The sequence below is a fragment of the Calidifontibacter terrae genome (assembly GCF_054778835.1).
This window is the reverse complement of record NZ_BAAGZF010000001.1, coordinates 421,931-438,622: the sequence shown is the minus strand read 5'-3', so window position 1 is coordinate 438,622 and position 16,692 is coordinate 421,931. Positions and strand designations below refer to the sequence as shown.

The 16,692-nt window shown below is 67.2% G+C and carries 16 protein-coding genes; 2 read left to right on the top strand and 14 right to left on the bottom strand.

Features of this window, described 5'->3' with window-relative positions:
* Positions 1–5 precede the first annotated feature (5 nt).
* From ACYU98_RS02115 to ACYU98_RS02105, 3 genes are all read right to left on the bottom strand, one after another.
* Positions 6–722 (bottom strand): HAD family hydrolase, encoded by a 717-nt coding sequence (locus ACYU98_RS02115; RefSeq protein ID WP_460466525.1) that lies wholly within the window; start codon positions 720–722, stop codon positions 6–8.
* Positions 719–2,473 carry a proline--tRNA ligase gene (locus ACYU98_RS02110; protein WP_460466635.1) on the bottom strand — a complete coding sequence of 585 codons (1,755 nt, stop codon included), beginning with the start codon at positions 2,471–2,473 and terminating at the stop codon, positions 719–721. The genes ACYU98_RS02115 and ACYU98_RS02110 overlap by 4 nt, the downstream gene beginning before the upstream one ends.
* 113 nt (positions 2,474–2,586) lie before the next feature.
* The gene (locus ACYU98_RS02105) at positions 2,587–4,242 is read right to left on the bottom strand and encodes an acyl-CoA dehydrogenase family protein (protein WP_460466524.1); all 1,656 of its coding nucleotides are present in this window, start codon (positions 4,240–4,242) and stop codon (positions 2,587–2,589) included.
* Between the two features lie 102 nt (positions 4,243–4,344).
* Here ACYU98_RS02105 and folP point away from each other — a divergent pair, with 102 nt between their 5' ends.
* Positions 4,345–5,217: a dihydropteroate synthase gene (folP, locus tag ACYU98_RS02100; protein ID WP_460466523.1), complete on the top strand. Its 873-nt coding sequence runs from the start codon at positions 4,345–4,347 to the stop codon at positions 5,215–5,217.
* Between the two features lie 27 nt (positions 5,218–5,244).
* Here the strand turns inward: folP and ACYU98_RS02095 are convergent, their stop codons facing one another.
* Complete coding sequence (locus tag ACYU98_RS02095) at positions 5,245–5,646, bottom strand: DoxX family protein (protein ID WP_460466522.1); 402 nt, start codon at positions 5,644–5,646, stop codon at positions 5,245–5,247.
* A gap of 19 nt (positions 5,647–5,665) precedes the next feature.
* On the bottom strand, positions 5,666–6,508 hold the full coding sequence (locus ACYU98_RS02090; RefSeq protein WP_460466521.1) for a GNAT family N-acetyltransferase: 843 nt from the start codon (positions 6,506–6,508) through the stop codon (positions 5,666–5,668).
* Positions 6,509–6,579: 71 nt separating this feature from the next.
* Between ACYU98_RS02090 and ACYU98_RS02085 the strand changes: the two genes are divergently transcribed.
* Positions 6,580–7,128 (top strand): DUF402 domain-containing protein, encoded by a 549-nt coding sequence (locus tag ACYU98_RS02085; RefSeq protein ID WP_460466520.1) that lies wholly within the window; start codon positions 6,580–6,582, stop codon positions 7,126–7,128.
* Positions 7,129–7,188: 60 nt separating this feature from the next.
* Here ACYU98_RS02085 and ispG read toward each other — a convergent pair whose 3' ends face one another.
* The 9 genes from ispG to ACYU98_RS02040 all read right to left on the bottom strand — a co-directional run bounded on the left by ispG (position 7,189) and on the right by ACYU98_RS02040 (position 16,658).
* Positions 7,189–8,349, bottom strand: coding sequence for a flavodoxin-dependent (E)-4-hydroxy-3-methylbut-2-enyl-diphosphate synthase (gene ispG, locus ACYU98_RS02080; RefSeq protein WP_460466519.1), 1,161 nt, complete (start codon positions 8,347–8,349; stop codon positions 7,189–7,191).
* Positions 8,350–8,359: 10 nt separating this feature from the next.
* Positions 8,360–9,271 (bottom strand): S66 peptidase family protein, encoded by a 912-nt coding sequence (locus ACYU98_RS02075; RefSeq protein WP_460466518.1) that lies wholly within the window; start codon positions 9,269–9,271, stop codon positions 8,360–8,362.
* The gene (locus ACYU98_RS02070) at positions 9,268–10,608 is read right to left on the bottom strand and encodes a M50 family metallopeptidase (RefSeq protein ID WP_460466634.1); all 1,341 of its coding nucleotides are present in this window, start codon (positions 10,606–10,608) and stop codon (positions 9,268–9,270) included. The genes ACYU98_RS02075 and ACYU98_RS02070 overlap by 4 nt, the downstream gene beginning before the upstream one ends.
* 163 nt (positions 10,609–10,771) lie before the next feature.
* Positions 10,772–11,941, bottom strand: a complete 1,170-nt coding sequence (dxr, locus tag ACYU98_RS02065; RefSeq protein WP_460466517.1) for a 1-deoxy-D-xylulose-5-phosphate reductoisomerase — start codon at positions 11,939–11,941, stop codon at positions 10,772–10,774.
* Positions 11,938–12,618: a hypothetical protein gene (locus tag ACYU98_RS02060; protein WP_460466516.1), complete on the bottom strand. Its 681-nt coding sequence runs from the start codon at positions 12,616–12,618 to the stop codon at positions 11,938–11,940. The genes dxr and ACYU98_RS02060 overlap by 4 nt, the downstream gene beginning before the upstream one ends.
* Positions 12,615–13,877: a hypothetical protein gene (locus tag ACYU98_RS02055; RefSeq protein ID WP_460466515.1), complete on the bottom strand. Its 1,263-nt coding sequence runs from the start codon at positions 13,875–13,877 to the stop codon at positions 12,615–12,617. The genes ACYU98_RS02060 and ACYU98_RS02055 overlap by 4 nt, the downstream gene beginning before the upstream one ends.
* Positions 13,874–14,173, bottom strand: coding sequence for a hypothetical protein (locus ACYU98_RS02050; protein WP_460466514.1), 300 nt, complete (start codon positions 14,171–14,173; stop codon positions 13,874–13,876). The genes ACYU98_RS02055 and ACYU98_RS02050 overlap by 4 nt, the downstream gene beginning before the upstream one ends.
* Before the next feature lie 97 nt (positions 14,174–14,270).
* Positions 14,271–15,722, bottom strand: coding sequence for an NAD-dependent succinate-semialdehyde dehydrogenase (locus tag ACYU98_RS02045; protein ID WP_460466513.1), 1,452 nt, complete (start codon positions 15,720–15,722; stop codon positions 14,271–14,273).
* 174 nt (positions 15,723–15,896) lie between these two features.
* Positions 15,897–16,658 (bottom strand): ABC transporter permease, encoded by a 762-nt coding sequence (locus tag ACYU98_RS02040; protein WP_460466633.1) that lies wholly within the window; start codon positions 16,656–16,658, stop codon positions 15,897–15,899.
* Positions 16,659–16,692: the final 34 nt, after the last annotated feature.

The following is a 16,692-nucleotide window of genomic DNA, read 5'->3' as shown; positions in this document are numbered from 1 at the left end:
GTGGGTCAGGCCTCGTGGTTCCAGCGCCGGACGTGGTCGACCACCTGGTCGAGGCTCTGCACGACGGCGTCGGGTTCCACGGCCACTTCAACCCGTTGGTCAACCGGAATGTCGCTGTGCGGAACGAGGATCGCCCGCATACCGACCTGCTGGCTGCCATGGATGTCTTCGAAGAGCCGGTCCCCGACGTAGACGCACTGTGCCGGTTCAACCCCGACAGCGGTCGCAGCCGCACGGAAGGCCTGCGGGTGCGGCTTGGCCCATGGCGTCTCGCTGGAGTAGACGTCTGCATCGATCAGGTCGAGAACCCCGTCGCGGGCGAAGATGCCCCGATGGTGCTCGCGGGACCAGATCGTGTTCGACAGAACACCGACACGAATTCCGTTCTCCCGCAACCGTTCCCACAGTGGTCGTACGAGTGGGTCGGTGTGGGTGTGTTCCTCCCAGAACGCGACGTGTTGGCGTAGGGCGACAAGATGCCGCGGGTCATCGGGGTCGAGCCCGGCGGCGCGCACGATGCTCTCCACGCTGGCGCTTGTGTGATCGGTGCGGGCGTGAGCCCACGCCGCGTTGCTGGCGGCAACGATCCGGTCGGCCAGCGCATCGGCGCCCGCCGGATCCCAGACGTGGGCGTAGCCGAGCCACTCGCGGTGATAGTCGATGTCACCGTGCCAGGGGGTGAGGGTGCCGCCCCAGTCGAAGATGACCGCACCGACGCTCACTCGCCACGCACCTCGCGGAGGGTCTGCGCCACCAACTCTTCGATGGCGACCTCGCGGCGTTCGCCACTGCGGCGGTCCTTGAGTTCAGCCTTGCCCTCGGCCAAGCCCTTGCCCAGCACCACGATGGTCGGGACACCGATCAGCTCAGCGTCCTTGAACTTCACCCCGGGCGAGACCTTCGGACGGTCGTCGTAGAGCACCTCAAGGCCCTGGGCCTCGAGCGCGGCCACCGTCTCCTGCGCCTTGATGAACGCCGCGTCGTCCTTGCTCGCGACAACGATGTGGACATCGGCCGGCGCAATTTCGCGCGGCCAGACCAGGCCGTACTGGTCGAGGTTGTCTTCGGCGATCATCCCGACCGAGCGGGTGACGCCGACGCCGTACGACCCCATGGTGACCGTGGTGAGCTTGCCGTTCTCGTCGAGCACCTTCAGCCCGAGCGCCTCGGCGTATTTGGTGCCGAGCTGGAAGATATGGCCCATCTCGACGCCGCGGGCCAGCTTCAGACCGCTGCCGTTCGGGCCGATGTCCCCCTCGCGCAGCTGCGCGGCCTGGATGGTGCCGTCGGCGGTGAAGTCGCGGCCGTGGACGAGGTCGATGACGTGTTTGCCGTGCTCGTCGGCGCCGGTGACCCAGGCCGAACCCTGCGCGATGCTCGGGTCGAGCAGGTAGCGGATGCCGCTCCCCTTCTCCGACCCCAGAACGCCGGGGCCGATGTAACCCTTGGCCAGCATCGGGTAGTCCTTGAAGTCCTTCTCCTCGAAAGGCGTGACGGCGGCCGGCTGGACCTGCACCTCGAGCCGCTTCTCGTCGACCTCACGGTCGCCGGGGACGCCGATCGCCAGCGGCTCGCGGGTGCCGTCGGGCTGCACCAGCATCACGATGACGTTCTTCAGGGTGTCGGCCGCGGTCCACGTACGGCCGTCGGTGCGCGGGTGGTTCGCGTTCAGCGCGTCGACGAGGGTGTCGATGGTCGGGGTATCGGGGGTGTCCTCGACGTGGGCCGGCCCGGCCGTGATCTCCACCGGCGGCGCTTGCGGGATTTGCACGGCCTCGACATTGGCGGCGTAGCCGTGGTCGTCTCGTACGAAGGTGTCTTCACCGATGTCGCTCACCGCGAGGAACTCCTCGCTCGCGGAGCCACCCATCGCGCCGGCGTCGGCCTGCACGATCACGTATTCGAACCCGAGCCGGTTGAAGATCCGGATGTAGGCCTCGCGGTGGGCGTCGTAGGACTTCTGCAACCCAGCCGCGTCGATGTCGAAGGAGTAGGAGTCCTTCATGATGAACTCGCGCCCGCGCAGGATGCCCGCCCGCGGACGCGCTTCGTCGCGGTACTTGTTCTGCATCTGGTAGAGCGAGACCGGCAGGTCCTTGTAGGAGGAATACATGTCCTTCACCGCGAGGCAGAACATCTCCTCGTGGGTCGGGCCCAGCAGCATGTCGTTGGCCCGACGGTCCTGCAGGCGGAACAGGTTCGGGCCGTATTCGTTCCAGCGACCGGTCTGCTCGTAGGGTTCGCGCGGCAGCAGTGCAGGGAACTGCACCTCTTGGCTGCCGATGCGGTCCATTTCTTCGCGGATGATGCCCTCGACCTTGGCGCGGACCTTCAGTCCGAGCGGCAGCCAGGTGTAGATGCCCGGGGCGACGCGCCGGATGTAGCCGGCTCGGACCAGCAGCTTGTGGCCAGGCAGTTCGGCATCGGCCGGGTCCTCGCGAAGGGTTCGCAGGAACAGGGTCGACATGCGCATAGCCACCGGGGAACTCCTTGGGCGTGTGGGACAGGACTGCTGGCCAGCCTATCGAGCCCGCGCCCCCACCCAAATCCGCGTGAGTTTGGCGCGAGGGGGCGAGGGACGACGCATCAGGCGGGCAGGGCGCGGCGGGCGATGGTTCGCGCGTCGGCAGCGGCCGGGAGGGTGCCGAAGACGCCGTCCCACTCCCCCGCGATCCGGCTCGCCACGAAGGCGTCGGCGACTGGGGCCGGGGCGTGCTGGGCCAGCAGCGCCGCTTGCAAAAGCACCGCCATCCGGGAAGTCAGCGACCGGGCGCGTCCCTGCGCCGCATCGAGGTCGGCCGCAGCCTCCAACAGGTCGAGCATCAACTGGTCGGCGGCGGCGTCCAGCACCGCGTGGGCTCCCGCGGCCTTTCCGATCTCCGTTCGCCACGCCTCAACCGACTCCGGCGACTTCGCCAGAACCCGCAGCAGATCGAGGGCGTTGACGTTGCCGCTGCCCTCCCAGATCGAGTTCAACGGTGACTCGCGCACCAGCAACGGCATCCCGGATTCCTCAACGTATCCATTTCCGCCGAGACACTCCATCGCCTCGACGGTCACCATCGGCGCCCGCTTGCAGACCCAGAACTTCGCCAGCGGCAACGCCATCCGACGCAGCGCGAGCTCGTGGTCATCGTGGGGTGACTCGACTGCGCGCGCCAACCGCAGCGCAAGGTGCGTGGCGGCCTCGGACTCGATCGCCAGATCGGCCACGACGTTGGTCATCGCCGGTTTGTCGAGCAGGGTTCCACCGAACGCGGATCGCTGGGAGACATACCAACTCGCCTCTGCGACAGCGCGTCTCATCAATGATGCGGACCCGAGCACGCAATCCAGACGGGTGGCCGCGACCATCTCGATGATCGTCGCTACCCCGCGCCCCTCGTCGCCGAGCCGGGTTGCGCAGGCGCCACGGAACTCCAGCTCGCTCGACGCATTCGACCGGTTGCCGAGCTTGTCCTTCAGCCGCACGATCTCGATCGCGTTGCGCGTTCCGTCCTGTTTCACCCGCGGAACCAAGAAGCAGGACAGCCCCTGCGGCGCCTGCGCCAACACCAGGAACAGGTCGTTCATCGGCGCCGAGGTGAACCATTTGTGGCCGAACAGTTCGTACGAACCGTCGTCCTGCCGCTGCGCCCGCGTCACGTTCGTGCGTACGTCGGAGCCGCCCTGCTTCTCGGTCATGCCCATCCCGACCAGCAGCCCGGCCTTGCCGTGCGGCTCCCGCAGCCCGAAGTCGTACGTCGGTGAGGCGATCAGGTCGGTCCATTCTTTCGCGAGGGCGTCGTCGGCCCGCAGCGCGGGAACCGCGGCGTACGTCATCGTCAGCGGGCAACCGTGGCCCGGTTCGAGCGGCGTCCAGGCGATATAGCCGGCCGCTCGGCGCAGGTGTGGCAACGGCGCCTCACTGACCCAGGCGGTCGCGCCCAGGCCGTGGGCAAGCCCGCGACGCATCATGTGATGCCAGCTCGGATGGAAGTCGATCTCGTCGACCCGCTGGCCGAACCGGTCGACCGTCCGCAGCGTCGGGCCGTGCTCGTTGGCCAGCATCCCGTGGTCGCGGGTCTGCGCGGAGCCCGCCTCCACCCCCAGGTCATCCAGCGAGGTCAGCAACGTCTCGGCGAGATCCCCAGCCTGAGCGCGTACGGCGTCGACGAGGGCTGCGTCGCCGCGTACGGCATGATGTCCGACGAGCGGCGTCGGCTGATTGGTCGGGATGCGAGCGAATACGTCGACGTCCATGACTCGAATCTATCCACGCCTGTCGCGCGAGGGGACCAGTTGATCCACACGACACCACTTCGGTTGCGGGACAAGCAATTCGACGCGTCCCGCCCTGCAGTCATGGCGATTGTGAACCGCACACCTGACTCGTTCTGGTCGGGCAATCGGCATGACTCGTTCGACTCGGCCCTGCAGGCATTGGATGCCGCGGTCGAGGCAGGCGCCGACATCATCGACGTGGGTGGGGTTCGTGCCGGCCAGGAGGGCGACTGGGTCGACGACACCGCGGAAATCGAGCGTGTCGTGCCTTTCCTTCGCGAAGCGCGCGAGCGGCACCCCCAGGTGTTGCTCTCCCTGGACACCTGGCGGGCGTCCGTCGCACGGGCCGCGGCCGGTTACGTCGACCTCGTGAATGACACCTGGGCCGGCAGTGACCCCGAACTCGCTACTGCCGCAGCGGAATTGAATGCGGGCTACGTCGTCAGCCACACCGGCGGCCTGCCGCCGCGTACGGACCCGGTCGGCATCCGCTACGCCCCCGCCGGGGCGGGACGCGCCGCCGAAGATGACGCGGTCGTCGCGTCGGTGGTGCGGACCCTGCGCGAGGGGGCAGAGCGCGCCGTGGCGGCCGGCGTACGCCCCGACGCAGTCGTCGTTGACCCCACGCTCGACTTCGGCAAGACCACCCATCACTCGTTGGCGGTGTTGCGCGCGACCGATCAGGTCAGCGCCCTGGGATTCCCTGTGCTGCAAGCACTTTCGCGCAAGGACTTTGTGGGCGAGACGCTGGACTTGGAGGCCGACGACCGACTCGAGGGCACCCTCGCGGCGACCGCGATCGCGGCGTGGATGGGAACGGTCGTATTCCGCGCTCATGACGTTCGGGCCACCCGGCGGGTGGTCGACATGATCGCCGCGATTCGGGGCGACCGGGAACCGGCCGTCGCGACCCGCGGCGAGCCCGGGGATGGTCCCTCGACGCTGTTGCGCTGACTCCGGCGCGATCGCCGGGGGCTGAGGTCAGGCCGTGCGGGCAGACCACGCCCACTTCACCAGCGGCCACTGCAGCGGCAGACGAGCGACGGTTCCGGCAGCCCTCGCAACCCGGGCGCCCGTGGGTCGACGGCGCGCAGATCGGACCGCATCGACGGTCATCTGCACGTTTCCGGGGAACACACCAACCAGCAGCGCCGCTGACGCGGGTCCAGCAACGCGGCGCGTGGCAGGGACCAACAGCCCTGCCGCGCAAGCCAACTCGGCGACGCCCGAGGCGAGGACGACCTCCCGCTCGTGACCAATCATCGACGGGACCAGCGGCTCAAACACCTGCGGGCGAACGAGGTGGATGATCCCGGATGTGGCAAAAGCACCGGCGACCACGCGGGCGCCGAGGGGCAGGGAAGTGAGGGGCAGGGAAGTCATGCGCCGACCGTACGCCGGGTCAGAGAATGACCGTCGAGAAGGTGTCGACCTGGCGGAACCCGCAGCGCTCGTAGGTGCGGATCGCGGCGGTGTTGAAGTCGTTCACATAGAGCGAGACGGTGCGGGCGTGGTGTTCCAGAACGTGTCGCACCACCGCATGCATCGCCGGGGTGGCCAGTCCGCGGCCACGCAGTTCGGGCGCCACCCAGACCCCCTGCAACTGCGCGACACCAAAGGCCAACGACCCGATGTCCGCCTTGAACACGACCCGGCCGGCCTGGACCATCACGTAGGTGTGGCCGCGGTTGATCAGCCCCGCCACCAGGCGCCGGTATTCGCGGTCGGAACCGTAGAACGGCGGATAGCCGATCTCGCCGGTGAACATGTGGGCAGCCGCGGGCAGAACCAGGTCGACCTCGTCGGGCCGCGCGGGCCGCACCCGCGGATCCAGGTCGACGTCGGGACGCAGATCCGCAGCGGTCATCGACATCACCGGCTGAGCCGTCCGGACCGTACGAGGCGTGCCCCAGTCGCGTTCGAGCCGTCGCCACAGCGGCAGCACCTGCTCCGAGCGACCAAACAGCGAGGAGCTGCGACGTCGATAGCGCCGCAAACGGGCGGCGTAGAGCTCGATCTCGTCAGCCGCGACTTCCACCGGGACCACGTTCGCGGAGGTCCAGCACATCGACCTCAGGTCGTCTGCGGGGTGGATGCTGACCAGGTTTTGCACCGCGTGGCGGCCGCCGGCGAGCAACCGGGCGGCGACAAAAACGTGGACGTCGGGACGGGTCGCGCACAGTTGCAGCGCAGCATCGAACCCGCTCTGGGGAACGACATTGGGAACTCGATGGGTGCGCAGCACCCCCCTAGCCTGCCAAGTCGACGCCCAGATTGGCGGGATATCCCACCAGCGTGCTGGATAGGCTGCCAATCATGACTGCGGAACCGACCTCCTCGTCCCCGATCGGCACCCCAGTTCACCTCGACTTCCGCAAGTACGACGACCGCGAACATTGGCAGGAGCATTACCACCTGCTCGGCGTCGACGAGGTGGGTGTGTGGCTCGGGATGGCGCAAGGTGTGTCCTTCGCCCGACCCGGCGTCAACGTCGTGGCGAAATCGGACACCGTACGGCTGCTGCCGCACGGTGCGCTGTGGGCCGCCTGCTTCAACGCACCCGGCCCCGACGTGACCATTTCCACGTACGTCGACATCACGACCCCGGTCCGGTGGACGCGGACTCCCGACGGTTTACGGGCGACTCTGGAAGACATCGACCTCGACGTCATCGAGCGCCCAAGCGGCGAGATCTACATCGACGATGAAGACGAGTTCGCTGACCACACAGTCGAATTCGGTTATCCACCTGAGCTGGTCGCGGCCACCCGGCAGGCCGCCGACGAGGTGTTCGCGATGGTGCAGAGCCATGTCGCGCCGTTCGACGGCAGCGGCGCGGGCTGGCTGGCCCGCGTCATCCACTGAGCCCTGGATCAACGCAGCGGCCGGCCAGTTGAACCGGCCGGCTGCTGCTTAAGAAGGACTTCAGCTGACGGTGACCGACGGCGCTCCTGCACCGGCCTCGTCGATGGGCTCGCCCATCTCCTCGGCGATCCGCATCGCTTCTTCAATCAGGGTCTCCACGATCTGGCTTTCCGGGACGGTCTTGACGACCTCGCCCTTCACGAAGATCTGGCCCTTACCGTTGCCGGAGGCGACACCCAGGTCGGCCTCGCGGGCCTCCCCCGGACCGTTGACGACACAGCCCATGACGGCCACACGCAGCGGCACAGTCATGCCTTCGAGGCCCTTGGTGACCTCTTCGGCGAGGGTGTAAACGTCGACCTGCGCGCGGCCACAAGAGGGACACGACACGATCTCCAGCTTGCGCGGCTTCAAGTTGAGGCTCTGCAGAATCTGGTTGCCGACCTTGACTTCTTCGACCGGCGGGGCCGACAGCGAAACCCGGATCGTGTCGCCGATGCCCTTGGACAACAGGGCGCCGAAGGCGGTCGCCGACTTGATGGTGCCCTGGAATGCCGGACCGGCCTCGGTGACGCCGAGGTGGAGCGGCCAGTCGCCGCGCTCGGAGAGCATCTCGTAGGCCCGCACCATCACGACGGGGTCGTTGTGCTTGACGGAAATCTTGAAGTCATGGAAGTCGTGTTCTTCGAACAACGACGCTTCCCAGACCGCCGACTCCACCAGGGCCTCAGGGGTGGCCTTGCCATATTTGGCCAGCAGTCGCGGGTCGAGCGAACCGGCGTTGACACCGATTCGGATCGAAACGCCAGCGTCTTTGGCCGCCTGGGCGATCTGCTTGACCTGGTCGTCGAACTTGCGGATGTTGCCCGGGTTCACCCGGACCGCCGCACACCCGGCGTCGATCGCGGCGAAGACATACTTCGGCTGGAAGTGGATGTCGGCAATCACCGGGATCTGAGACTTCCTGGCGATCGCCGGCAGGGCTTCGGCGTCGTCCTGGCTCGGGCAAGCCACTCGTACGATGTCGCAGCCCGACGCGGTCAGCTCTGCGATCTGCTGCAGCGTGGCGTTGATGTCAGTGGTGGGAGTCGTGGTCATCGACTGCACGCTGATGGGTGCGTCACCACCGACCTCGACCTTGCCGACCTTGATCTTGCGCGTCTTGCGGCGCGGGGCCAGCACGGGCGGCGGCAGTGGCGGCATTCCGAGATTGACGTTCATGCCTCAAGTATCACGCACGGCCACGCAGGTGCAGCGACTTGGTGTCGGTGTCGAGCACCGCCCGGGCACCGATCGGCAGCGACTGCAACGAAACCCCATGGCCCACATCGAGACCGGCGAGCACCGGCACCTCGAGGTCGCCGAACCGGTCGCGCAACAGAGCGGCCACCAACGAGGGCTCGTCGCAGCGGTCCCAGGTTCCCAGCAGCACCCCGCGTACGCCGTCGAGGTAGCCGCTGCGCCGCAACTGGGTGAACATCCGGTCGAGCCGGTAGGCCGTCTCGTCCTCATCTTCCAGGAACATCAACGCGTCCCGGGCGGACACGGCGGTGTCGCTGCCGGCGGTCGCGACCAACAAGGACAGGCAGCCACCGACGAGGACGCCCTCGGCGCGACCGGGTGTGATCGTCCAGCCGCCCGGGAAGTGCAGCTGCGGCGGGTCGCCGAACAGGAATCCGCGCAGACTGCGCTGCGCAGGCTCGCCGAAGAAGTAGCTGGTGGCGGGCATCGGCCCATAGAGACTCACCCACTGCAAGTGGCGCAGCACAGCTTCCAACACCGCGGTGACATCTGAGAACCCCACTACCCAGCGGGGGCGAGGGTGCTGCGCGGCGAGCGCCGGCCAGTCGATGAGTTCCAGCGCGCGGGGCGCGCCGTCGCCGCCTTTGGCGAAGATAACGGCGTCGAACTCGGGGCCGGTCAGGGCGTGGACCAGGTCGTCGGCGCGCATCCGGTCGCTGCCGGCAAGATGCGGAAATGTCTCGTTCGGCGCAGCAAGGGCCGACGGCAGCACCACCGGATCGAGCTCCCAGTTCCGCAGCACCTGCAGGCCGCGAGCCAGGACTTCTTGATTGACCGGGCCACTGGCGGAAAGGACGGCCACCTGCGAGCCAGGGCGCAGGCGGTCAGGACGCCGGTTCACAGCTTGATCGGGTTGACGATGTCGGCGTAGGCCAACAACACGAACATGACGATCAGCAGCAGCGAGACACCGTAGGCAATCGGCATGCCCTTCGCCGCGTCGGCGTAGATCGGGCCGGAGATTCCGCGGGCGCGGGCGATCGCGCGCTTGAGCGCTTCCCACAGGGCGGTGGCGAGGTGGCCGCCGTCTAGCGGCAGCAGCGGGACCAGATTGAAGACGAACAGCGCCATGTTCAGCCCGGCCACCATCAACAAAAGGAACGCGAGCTTGTCGGTCCAGGCCGGGGCGGCGTTGGTGACCTCACCGGCCAACCGGCCGACGCCGACGACCGAGACCGGACCGTTCGCGTCGCGAGTTCCACCACCGAACGCGGCTCGGGCAACACCGACCATCTTCTGCGGGATCTTTACGAACACCGAAGCGGTTCCGCTGAAGGCGCTCCAGACCTGCCCCGGAGCCTCCGTCAGTGAAGTGCGGTGAGTCTTCGAGGTTCCACCGATGGCCGCTCCGACCACGCCGACCCGCACTGTCTCGGTCTCCCCCAGCCAATTCACGACCGGGGTTCCGTGGGAGTCATATTTCGGCATCGTCCGCTGCACTGGCGTGACCTGGATGGTGCGCCGTGCACCGGCTCGCTCCACCACGAACGGGATCGGTCGGCCGGCATTGCGACGAATCACATCGGTCGCCTGCTGGCTCGTGGTGATCGGGACCCCGTCGATCGACACGATCCGGTCTTTGGCCGTGAGGCCGGCTTGTTGCGCGGGCGACTGCTCGTTGGCTGGGCACTGCGTGGTCGAGCCCTTAGCCGTGGTCGGCAGGCACTGCTGCACGCCGGCGATGTCGGCGGTCACCTGCTGCGGCAGTCCGATGCCGCAGTTGACGACGGTCAGCAGGACTGCGCTGATCACCAGGTTCATGAACGGCCCGCCGAACATGATCACGAGCTTGTTGATGGTCGGCAGTTTGTAGAAGACCCGGTCGCGGTCGGCAGGAGTGATCTCCTCGTACGCCGCCTCGCGGGCCTGGTCGATCAGTTGGCTGAAGCGACCGGTGGAGGAGGCACGGATGTGCAGGTTTCCCTGGGCGTCAGGTTCTTCCTCGCCACGAGCGGGCGGGAACATGCCGACCATCCGGATGTAGCCACCCAACGGGATGGCCTTCACGCCGTATTCGGTCTCGCCCTTGCGGCGCGACCAGATGGTCGGGCCGAAGCCGACCATGTATTGGGTGACCTTCACCCCGGACTTCTTCGCCGGGACGAGGTGGCCGATCTCATGGAGCGCGATCGACACTGCCACACCGACCAGTAGAAGCAGCACACCCAGGAGGAACATCACGCCGGGCAGTCTCTCACGGGCGTCCGACAACCTTCGGTCCACGCGGGCGGCTGCACCCCGCTGGCATCGCGAGCGCGAGCCCTGGATCGAGGCCTGATTGAGGGCCGAGAATCGCTTCCCCTGGCGCTTTCCCGCCGGCCTCAGCGCACCCGCGACAGGTTCAGACTTGGGCGAGCAACTCCGTGGCACGGGTTCGGGCCCACTGCTCCGCCGCCAACACCTGGTCAACGTCCAGTTCGCCGCCGGGAGAGTGATGTTCGTCAACGACGCGCTGCACGGTGTCGACGATGCCGGTGAACGAGATGCGCCCGTCGTGGAAGGCCCCGACGCACTCCTCGTTGACCGCGTTGTAGACGGCTGGATAGGTCGACCCGGCGCGACCGACCTGACGAGCCAGACGTACGGCGGGGAAGGCCTCGTCGTCCAACGGCTCGAAACGCCAGTCGGCCGCTTTCGTCCAGTCGATCGGGGTCTCGGCGTCGGGCACTCGATCTGGCCAGCCGAGACCGAGCGCGATCGGAACCAACATGGTCGGCAGGCCGAGCTGCGCCACAACGGCTCCGTCGACGAACTCGACCATCGAGTGGATGAACTGCTGCGGGTGCACGACCACCTCGATGTCATCAATCGGGATGTCGAACAACAGGTGCGCCTCGATGACCTCCAAACCCTTGTTGATCAGCGTCGCCGAGTTGGTGGTGATGACCTTGCCCATCGCGAAGTTGGGGTGTTTGAGGGCCTGCGCCGGCGTGACGGTCTTCAGCTCCTCGCGGGGCATCCCGCGGAACGGCCCACCACTGGCGGTGACGATCAACCGGCGCACCTCACCGGCCTCCCCTGCCCGCAGGCTCTGCGCAATCGCCGAATGCTCGGAATCGACTGGCACGATCTGACCGGGCCGCGCGGCCGCTTTGACCACCGGGCCGCCGACGATCAACGACTCCTTGTTCGCCAGAGCCAAAGTTGACCCGGCGGCGAGCGCCGCGAGTGTCGGCCGCAGTCCGATCGATCCGGTGATCCCGTTGAGCACCACGTCGGCGCCGACCGAAGCGACCTGCGTCGAGGCGTCCGGCCCGACGTACAGCTTCGGCGCGAAACCCGGGGCTAGCGCGTGAATGCGATCGAGCAACTCGTCGGCGTTCCCGGCAGCGACCCCAACGACGTCGACCCGCAGCTGCGCCGCCTGGCGGGCGAGCAGGTCCAGATCGCGGCCACCGGCGCTGAGCGCGACGACCCGGAAGCGGTCGGGGTTGGCCAGGACGATCTCGATCGCCTGTGTTCCGATGGACCCGGTGGAGCCGAGCAGGGCGATGGTGCGAGGTGAGGTCACCCGACCATTGTGCCGCCCGGCTCGTCAGCCAGCAGCGCGAGCACCTGCTGGAGCACCGTCGACCCGTCCGTCGGGCGAAAGCTCACCGGACGTGTGTCGCCCGGAACAGAACAGGTTGACCAGGCACCGCGCGCGCCGATCATGACTCCGAGCAGCGGTCCTCGTTCGCGGTCGGGGCGCCAGACCGTGGCGTCGAGTCGGGATCGCACCTCGCCCCACGGCGGATTGCAGGGATCGACACAGACGGCGGGCCCATGACCAGCGACGAGAGTGTCGGGCGCGATCACCTCGGTGACCAACTTCGTGAGCTGGTCACGCTCGTGTAGGTCGAACTCGTGAACCCCGTCGGGTCCGAGGTCTTCGACCAGCCAGGCCGTCCCGACGTCGTGGACATAGCGAACGTGTTCCACCGACTCGACGTGGATCAGCAGCAAGGTCGCCGCACTATTGCGGCGCAGTTCCAGCATCTGCACGACCTGGACCGGGACCAGCAGCGCTCCGTCGACGGATCGGGGCAGTCCGTGGGCGAACAGGGCACGTTGCGCCACTTCGAGGGCGAGCATCGTCTGAGTTTGATCAAGCCGTCCGAGGAAGGGCGCGGCCACGGCAGGGTGGACGGCGGCGAACAGTTCCAACTCCTCGTCGGTGAGCCGCAGCATCGGAGGGTCGAGACTCATGAGGTCGGCACCATCTGGAACCGGGCAAACGGATCTGCTTCCCCCGTGCGCGGAGTTCGAACCGGCGGGTGCCACGGGGCCGGCGGTCCGTAGGGCAGCTGGACTCGGACCGGACGCCGGGGCAGGACGAAGATCCGCTCCGCAGCCTGGCCGGTCAGTCGGGTTTCCGCCCTGTTCTCCAGCCACCACAGCGCCAGCACTCCGCCGGGGCCGAGCATGCCGTGGTCGCGTTCGTCCTGCAGTGACTGTTGGGCCGTGGACTCCCAGAAGGTGTTATCGGACAAGTTCTCCTTGTTGTCATACGCCTTGTTGCCCGCCTTCCAGACGGCGTAAGTCGTCAACATCAACGCGCCGCCCAGCTTGGTCTCCGGATTGCGCGACACGAGAACGCCGCTGATCTCAACCAGTCCCATCGCTCGGGTGGCTGGGTCACGCCAACCGGTATAGCCGCCACCAGTGATGACGTCTCTCGCGCCGGGGACCATCGCTTCGGCTGTCCCGATCCCAGAAAGAGCGCGGACCGTCTTCAACAGGACTCCGCCCGCGCGCCCGCGGAACACCGACGACATCCAACCCTTCTCCAGGAAGCCGGTCACCGTTCCCTTCTCAATCACGGTGAGCGCCCCGATCCGTCGACTCGCCAACGCCGGATCGGTCACCGGGCTGCGGGTCTTCCACAGCCAGTAGGACGCCCCGCCCTTCTGGAAGAGGTTCCAATAAGCCAGGCCCATGCCGTAGACCTCCATCCCGCGACGCCACAACGCGGTGGGCGGGGTGTAGGTCGTCAGCGAGAAATGCAAGGCGCGCAGGCTGGTGCGGTGATCGGACCGCACTTGCTCCAGGTCGTGGGTCAACCGGCGGACTAACGCGACCGCAGCGGTGACGTCGGCGGGACTGGTTGCGGTGGGGTCGAGCGGGCCGAGCCTGAGCGCCGTACGGGCATCGCGCAGGTCACGCTCGGCCGCATCGAGTTTCGCGAGCAGCAGCCGTTCGCTGCTCTGATGGCGCTCCAGCGCGCCGGCGAACCGGCGGAGGTCGGCCGCGAGCGGTCGCAGCTGATCGGCCGCGCTGTCGGCATCCGAGGCATGCAGCCTCGCCGCGCAACCGAACTGCAATGCAGCGGTTCCGCCCCAGGAGGCCATGCTCGCCGCCTGCTGGCAACGCGTGGTCCCGGCGTGGCTGGCTAGGGCTTCCGCGCGGTCGGACAGGGTGGTCGCGGCAATGCGCACCTTCTCGGGGTCACCGAGGATGGTGGTCATGAGGCGCTGCCGGTCATCCCGGTGAATACGACGTTCTCGGTCATGGAGTAGTTATCCCCCGCCGATTGCGTGGCCGCGGCAAGGTTGCCGGCTCCAGTGTTCAGGCCGGCGATGGCGACATTCCACGCGCCGCCCAACGCCCGCGCGTCAGCCGCGCACACCCCGTCACCGCAATGGTCGGCCACGGCATTCAACGCCCCGCGTACGTCGGTCGGCGCGAGCCGTATGTTCGTCGCCGAACGCCGCAGCGCGCGCGAATCTGCTTGCAACTGCGACGGATTCACCGTCAGTGACATGACTGCCTCCCCAGAGTTTCGTCTCTGTTCGGAAGCGTATGACCAAACGCGAAGGCGCCCCGGAAGTTATCCCCAGGGCGCCTTGCTGTGGAAAACCTCAGAGGGCGATGCCGACGTACTTCGTCTCGAGGTACTCCTCGATGCCTTCGAAGCCGCCCTCGCGACCAAACCCGGAAGCCTTCACACCACCGAAGGGCGCGGCCGGGTTGGAGACGATGCCCTGATTGACGCCGACCATGCCGTATTCGAGCGCTTCGCTCATTCGCAGCGCGCGCGACAAGTCGCGGGTGAAGAAGTAGGCGACCAGACCGAACTCGGTTGCGTTAGCGCGGCGTACGACGTCGTCCTCGTCGGTGAACGTCTGCAGTCCGGCGACCGGGCCGAAGATTTCCTCCGCGGCCATCCGGGCATCGCCCGGAACGTCGGTCAGCACCGTGGGGGTGAAGAAGTATCCGGTTCCCTCGGCCGGCTTGCCGCCGGTGACAACCTTCGCACCGCGGTTGGTGGCGTCGTCGAGGAGTTCCTGCACTCCACGCACGGCCTTCGCGGTGATCAACGGACCGACGGTCACGCCGTCGTCCATCCCGTTGCCGACTGTCATCGCCGCCATCTTCGCGGCGAACTTCTCGGCGAACTCCGCGGCGACGCTCTGGTGCACGAAGAAGCGGTTCGCTGCGGTGCAGGCCTCACCGATGTTGCGCATCTTGGCCAACATTGCGCCCTCGACTGCCGCATCGACATCGGCGTCGTCAAAGACGATGAAGGGTGCATTTCCACCCAGCTCCATGGAGACCCGCAGCAGCTGCTCGGCCGACTGTTCGACCAGCTTGCGGCCAACGCCGGTCGAGCCGGTGAAGGTGAGTTTGCGAGCGCGCGGGTCGCGGATCAGCGGCTCCATCACACCGCCGGAGTCGGAGGTGGTGATCAGGTTGACAACACCGGCCGGAACGCCCGCCTCGGTGAGCACGTCCATCAGCGCCAGCATGGTCAGCGGGGTCTCGGCGGCCGGCTTGATGACGACCGTGCAACCGGCCGCGAGCGCTGGACCAATCTTGCGGGTGCCCATCGCCAGCGGGAAGTTCCACGGCGTGATCATCAGGCACGGTCCGACCGGCTGCTTCATCGTCATCAGCCGGGTGGCGCCGTTAGGCGCGGTGGACCAGCGGCCGGAGATCCGGACAGCCTCTTCGGCGAACCAGCGGAAGAACTCCGAGCCGTAGGCGACCTCACCGCGGGCTTCGGCCAGCGGCTTGCCCATCTCGAGAGTCATCAGCTCGGCGAAGAAATCGGTGCGCTCGACCAGCAGTTCGTAGGCCTTGCGCAGCATCTCGCTGCGATCGCGCGGGGGCGTACGCGCCCAGTCCGCCTGGGCGGCCGCGGCTGCGGCGAGCGCCGCCTCACCGTCGGCGGGCGAGGCGTCGGCGACAGTGGCCAACACCTCCTCGGTGGCGGGGTTGTGCACGTCGAGGGTGCGACCACCCTGCGCGTCGCGCCACTGGCCGCCGATGAACAGTTGGGTCTTGACCTGCGAAACCGCGTTGGCACTCATGCGCTCAGTATTGCGCCGACCGCGGCGCCCCGCAGCAAGGGGCCACTTGCCCGCCCGCGACCCTCCCCACTTGTCCGGGCCCGCCCCACCCCACTTGTCCGCCATTTCGGTGGCGTGTCACGGCGTGGATGACGGACAAGTGGGAGGCGGACGAGTGGAGAGGGGCGAGTGGGATCAGGCCGACTTGCGACGGCTGCCGATGAACTGACCAACGACCACCAACACCACCGCGATCAGGAACATCGAGAAACCGATGACGTTGGCCTGGGCCGGGATGCCGCGCAGCGAGGAGACGTAGATGAACTTGGGGAAGGTCGTCACGTCTCCACTGACGAAGTTGGTGATGATGAAGTCGTCGAAGCTGAGCGAGAACGACAGCAGCGCGGCCGACACGATCCCCGGCAGCACCAGCGGGAAGGTGACCCGCCAGAACGTGGTGCCCGGCCCCGCGTAGAGGTCCTGAGCCGCCTCCTCCAACCGTGGATCGAGGCTTTGCAGCCTGGCCTTCACGGTAACCACCACGAACGAGATACAGAACATGATGTGGGCGATGACGATGGTCCAAAAACCCAGCGTCAGGAAGGTGAATCCCTGCACGAAGATCGTCAGCAGGCTGGCCCCCAACACGATCTCCGGGGTTGCCATCGGCAAGAACACCAACACGTTGCCCGCGCCGCGCCCGACGAACTTATGGCGTACGAGGGCGAAGGCCAACGCTGTTCCGATCGCCGTCGCAATCAGCGTCGCGAGGAAACCCACCCGCAGTGAAACTCCGAGCGCGTCGCAGACCCCTGGCGCACCGCATGGGTTCCCCCAGTGCTTGAGCGTGAACCCGCGCCAGGTGATGTTGGATTTGCGGTAGTCGTTGAAGGAGAAGACGAAGGTGTATGCCACTGGCACGAACAGATAGAGCAGCGCCGCGAGCGCGATGATCATCGCAATCCGGTCGCCAATCGCGCGTTGGATCCGG

What these genes read in the sequence shown, in the direction of transcription:
- ACYU98_RS02070 (WP_460466634.1), bottom strand. Translation starts at nt 10,608, where the DNA reads ATGTTCCTCCTGGGTGTGCTGCTTCTACTGGTCGGTGTGGCAGTGTCG.
- ACYU98_RS02050 (WP_460466514.1), bottom strand. Translation starts at nt 14,173, where the DNA reads ATGTCACTGACGGTGAATCCGTCGCAGTTGCAAGCAGATTCGCGCGCG.
- ACYU98_RS02110 (WP_460466635.1), bottom strand. Translation starts at nt 2,473, where the DNA reads ATGCGCATGTCGACCCTGTTCCTGCGAACCCTTCGCGAGGACCCGGCC.
- ACYU98_RS02095 (WP_460466522.1), bottom strand. Translation starts at nt 5,646, where the DNA reads ATGACTTCCCTGCCCCTCACTTCCCTGCCCCTCGGCGCCCGCGTGGTC.
- folP (WP_460466523.1), top strand. Translation starts at nt 4,345, where the DNA reads ATGGCGATTGTGAACCGCACACCTGACTCGTTCTGGTCGGGCAATCGG.
- ACYU98_RS02060 (WP_460466516.1), bottom strand. Translation starts at nt 12,618, where the DNA reads ATGAGTCTCGACCCTCCGATGCTGCGGCTCACCGACGAGGAGTTGGAA.
- ACYU98_RS02055 (WP_460466515.1), bottom strand. Translation starts at nt 13,877, where the DNA reads ATGACCACCATCCTCGGTGACCCCGAGAAGGTGCGCATTGCCGCGACC.
- ACYU98_RS02085 (WP_460466520.1), top strand. Translation starts at nt 6,580, where the DNA reads ATGACTGCGGAACCGACCTCCTCGTCCCCGATCGGCACCCCAGTTCAC.
- ACYU98_RS02105 (WP_460466524.1), bottom strand. Translation starts at nt 4,242, where the DNA reads ATGGACGTCGACGTATTCGCTCGCATCCCGACCAATCAGCCGACGCCG.
- ACYU98_RS02040 (WP_460466633.1), bottom strand. Translation starts at nt 16,658, where the DNA reads ATGATCATCGCGCTCGCGGCGCTGCTCTATCTGTTCGTGCCAGTGGCA.
- ispG (WP_460466519.1), bottom strand. Translation starts at nt 8,349, where the DNA reads ATGAACGTCAATCTCGGAATGCCGCCACTGCCGCCGCCCGTGCTGGCC.
- ACYU98_RS02045 (WP_460466513.1), bottom strand. Translation starts at nt 15,722, where the DNA reads ATGAGTGCCAACGCGGTTTCGCAGGTCAAGACCCAACTGTTCATCGGC.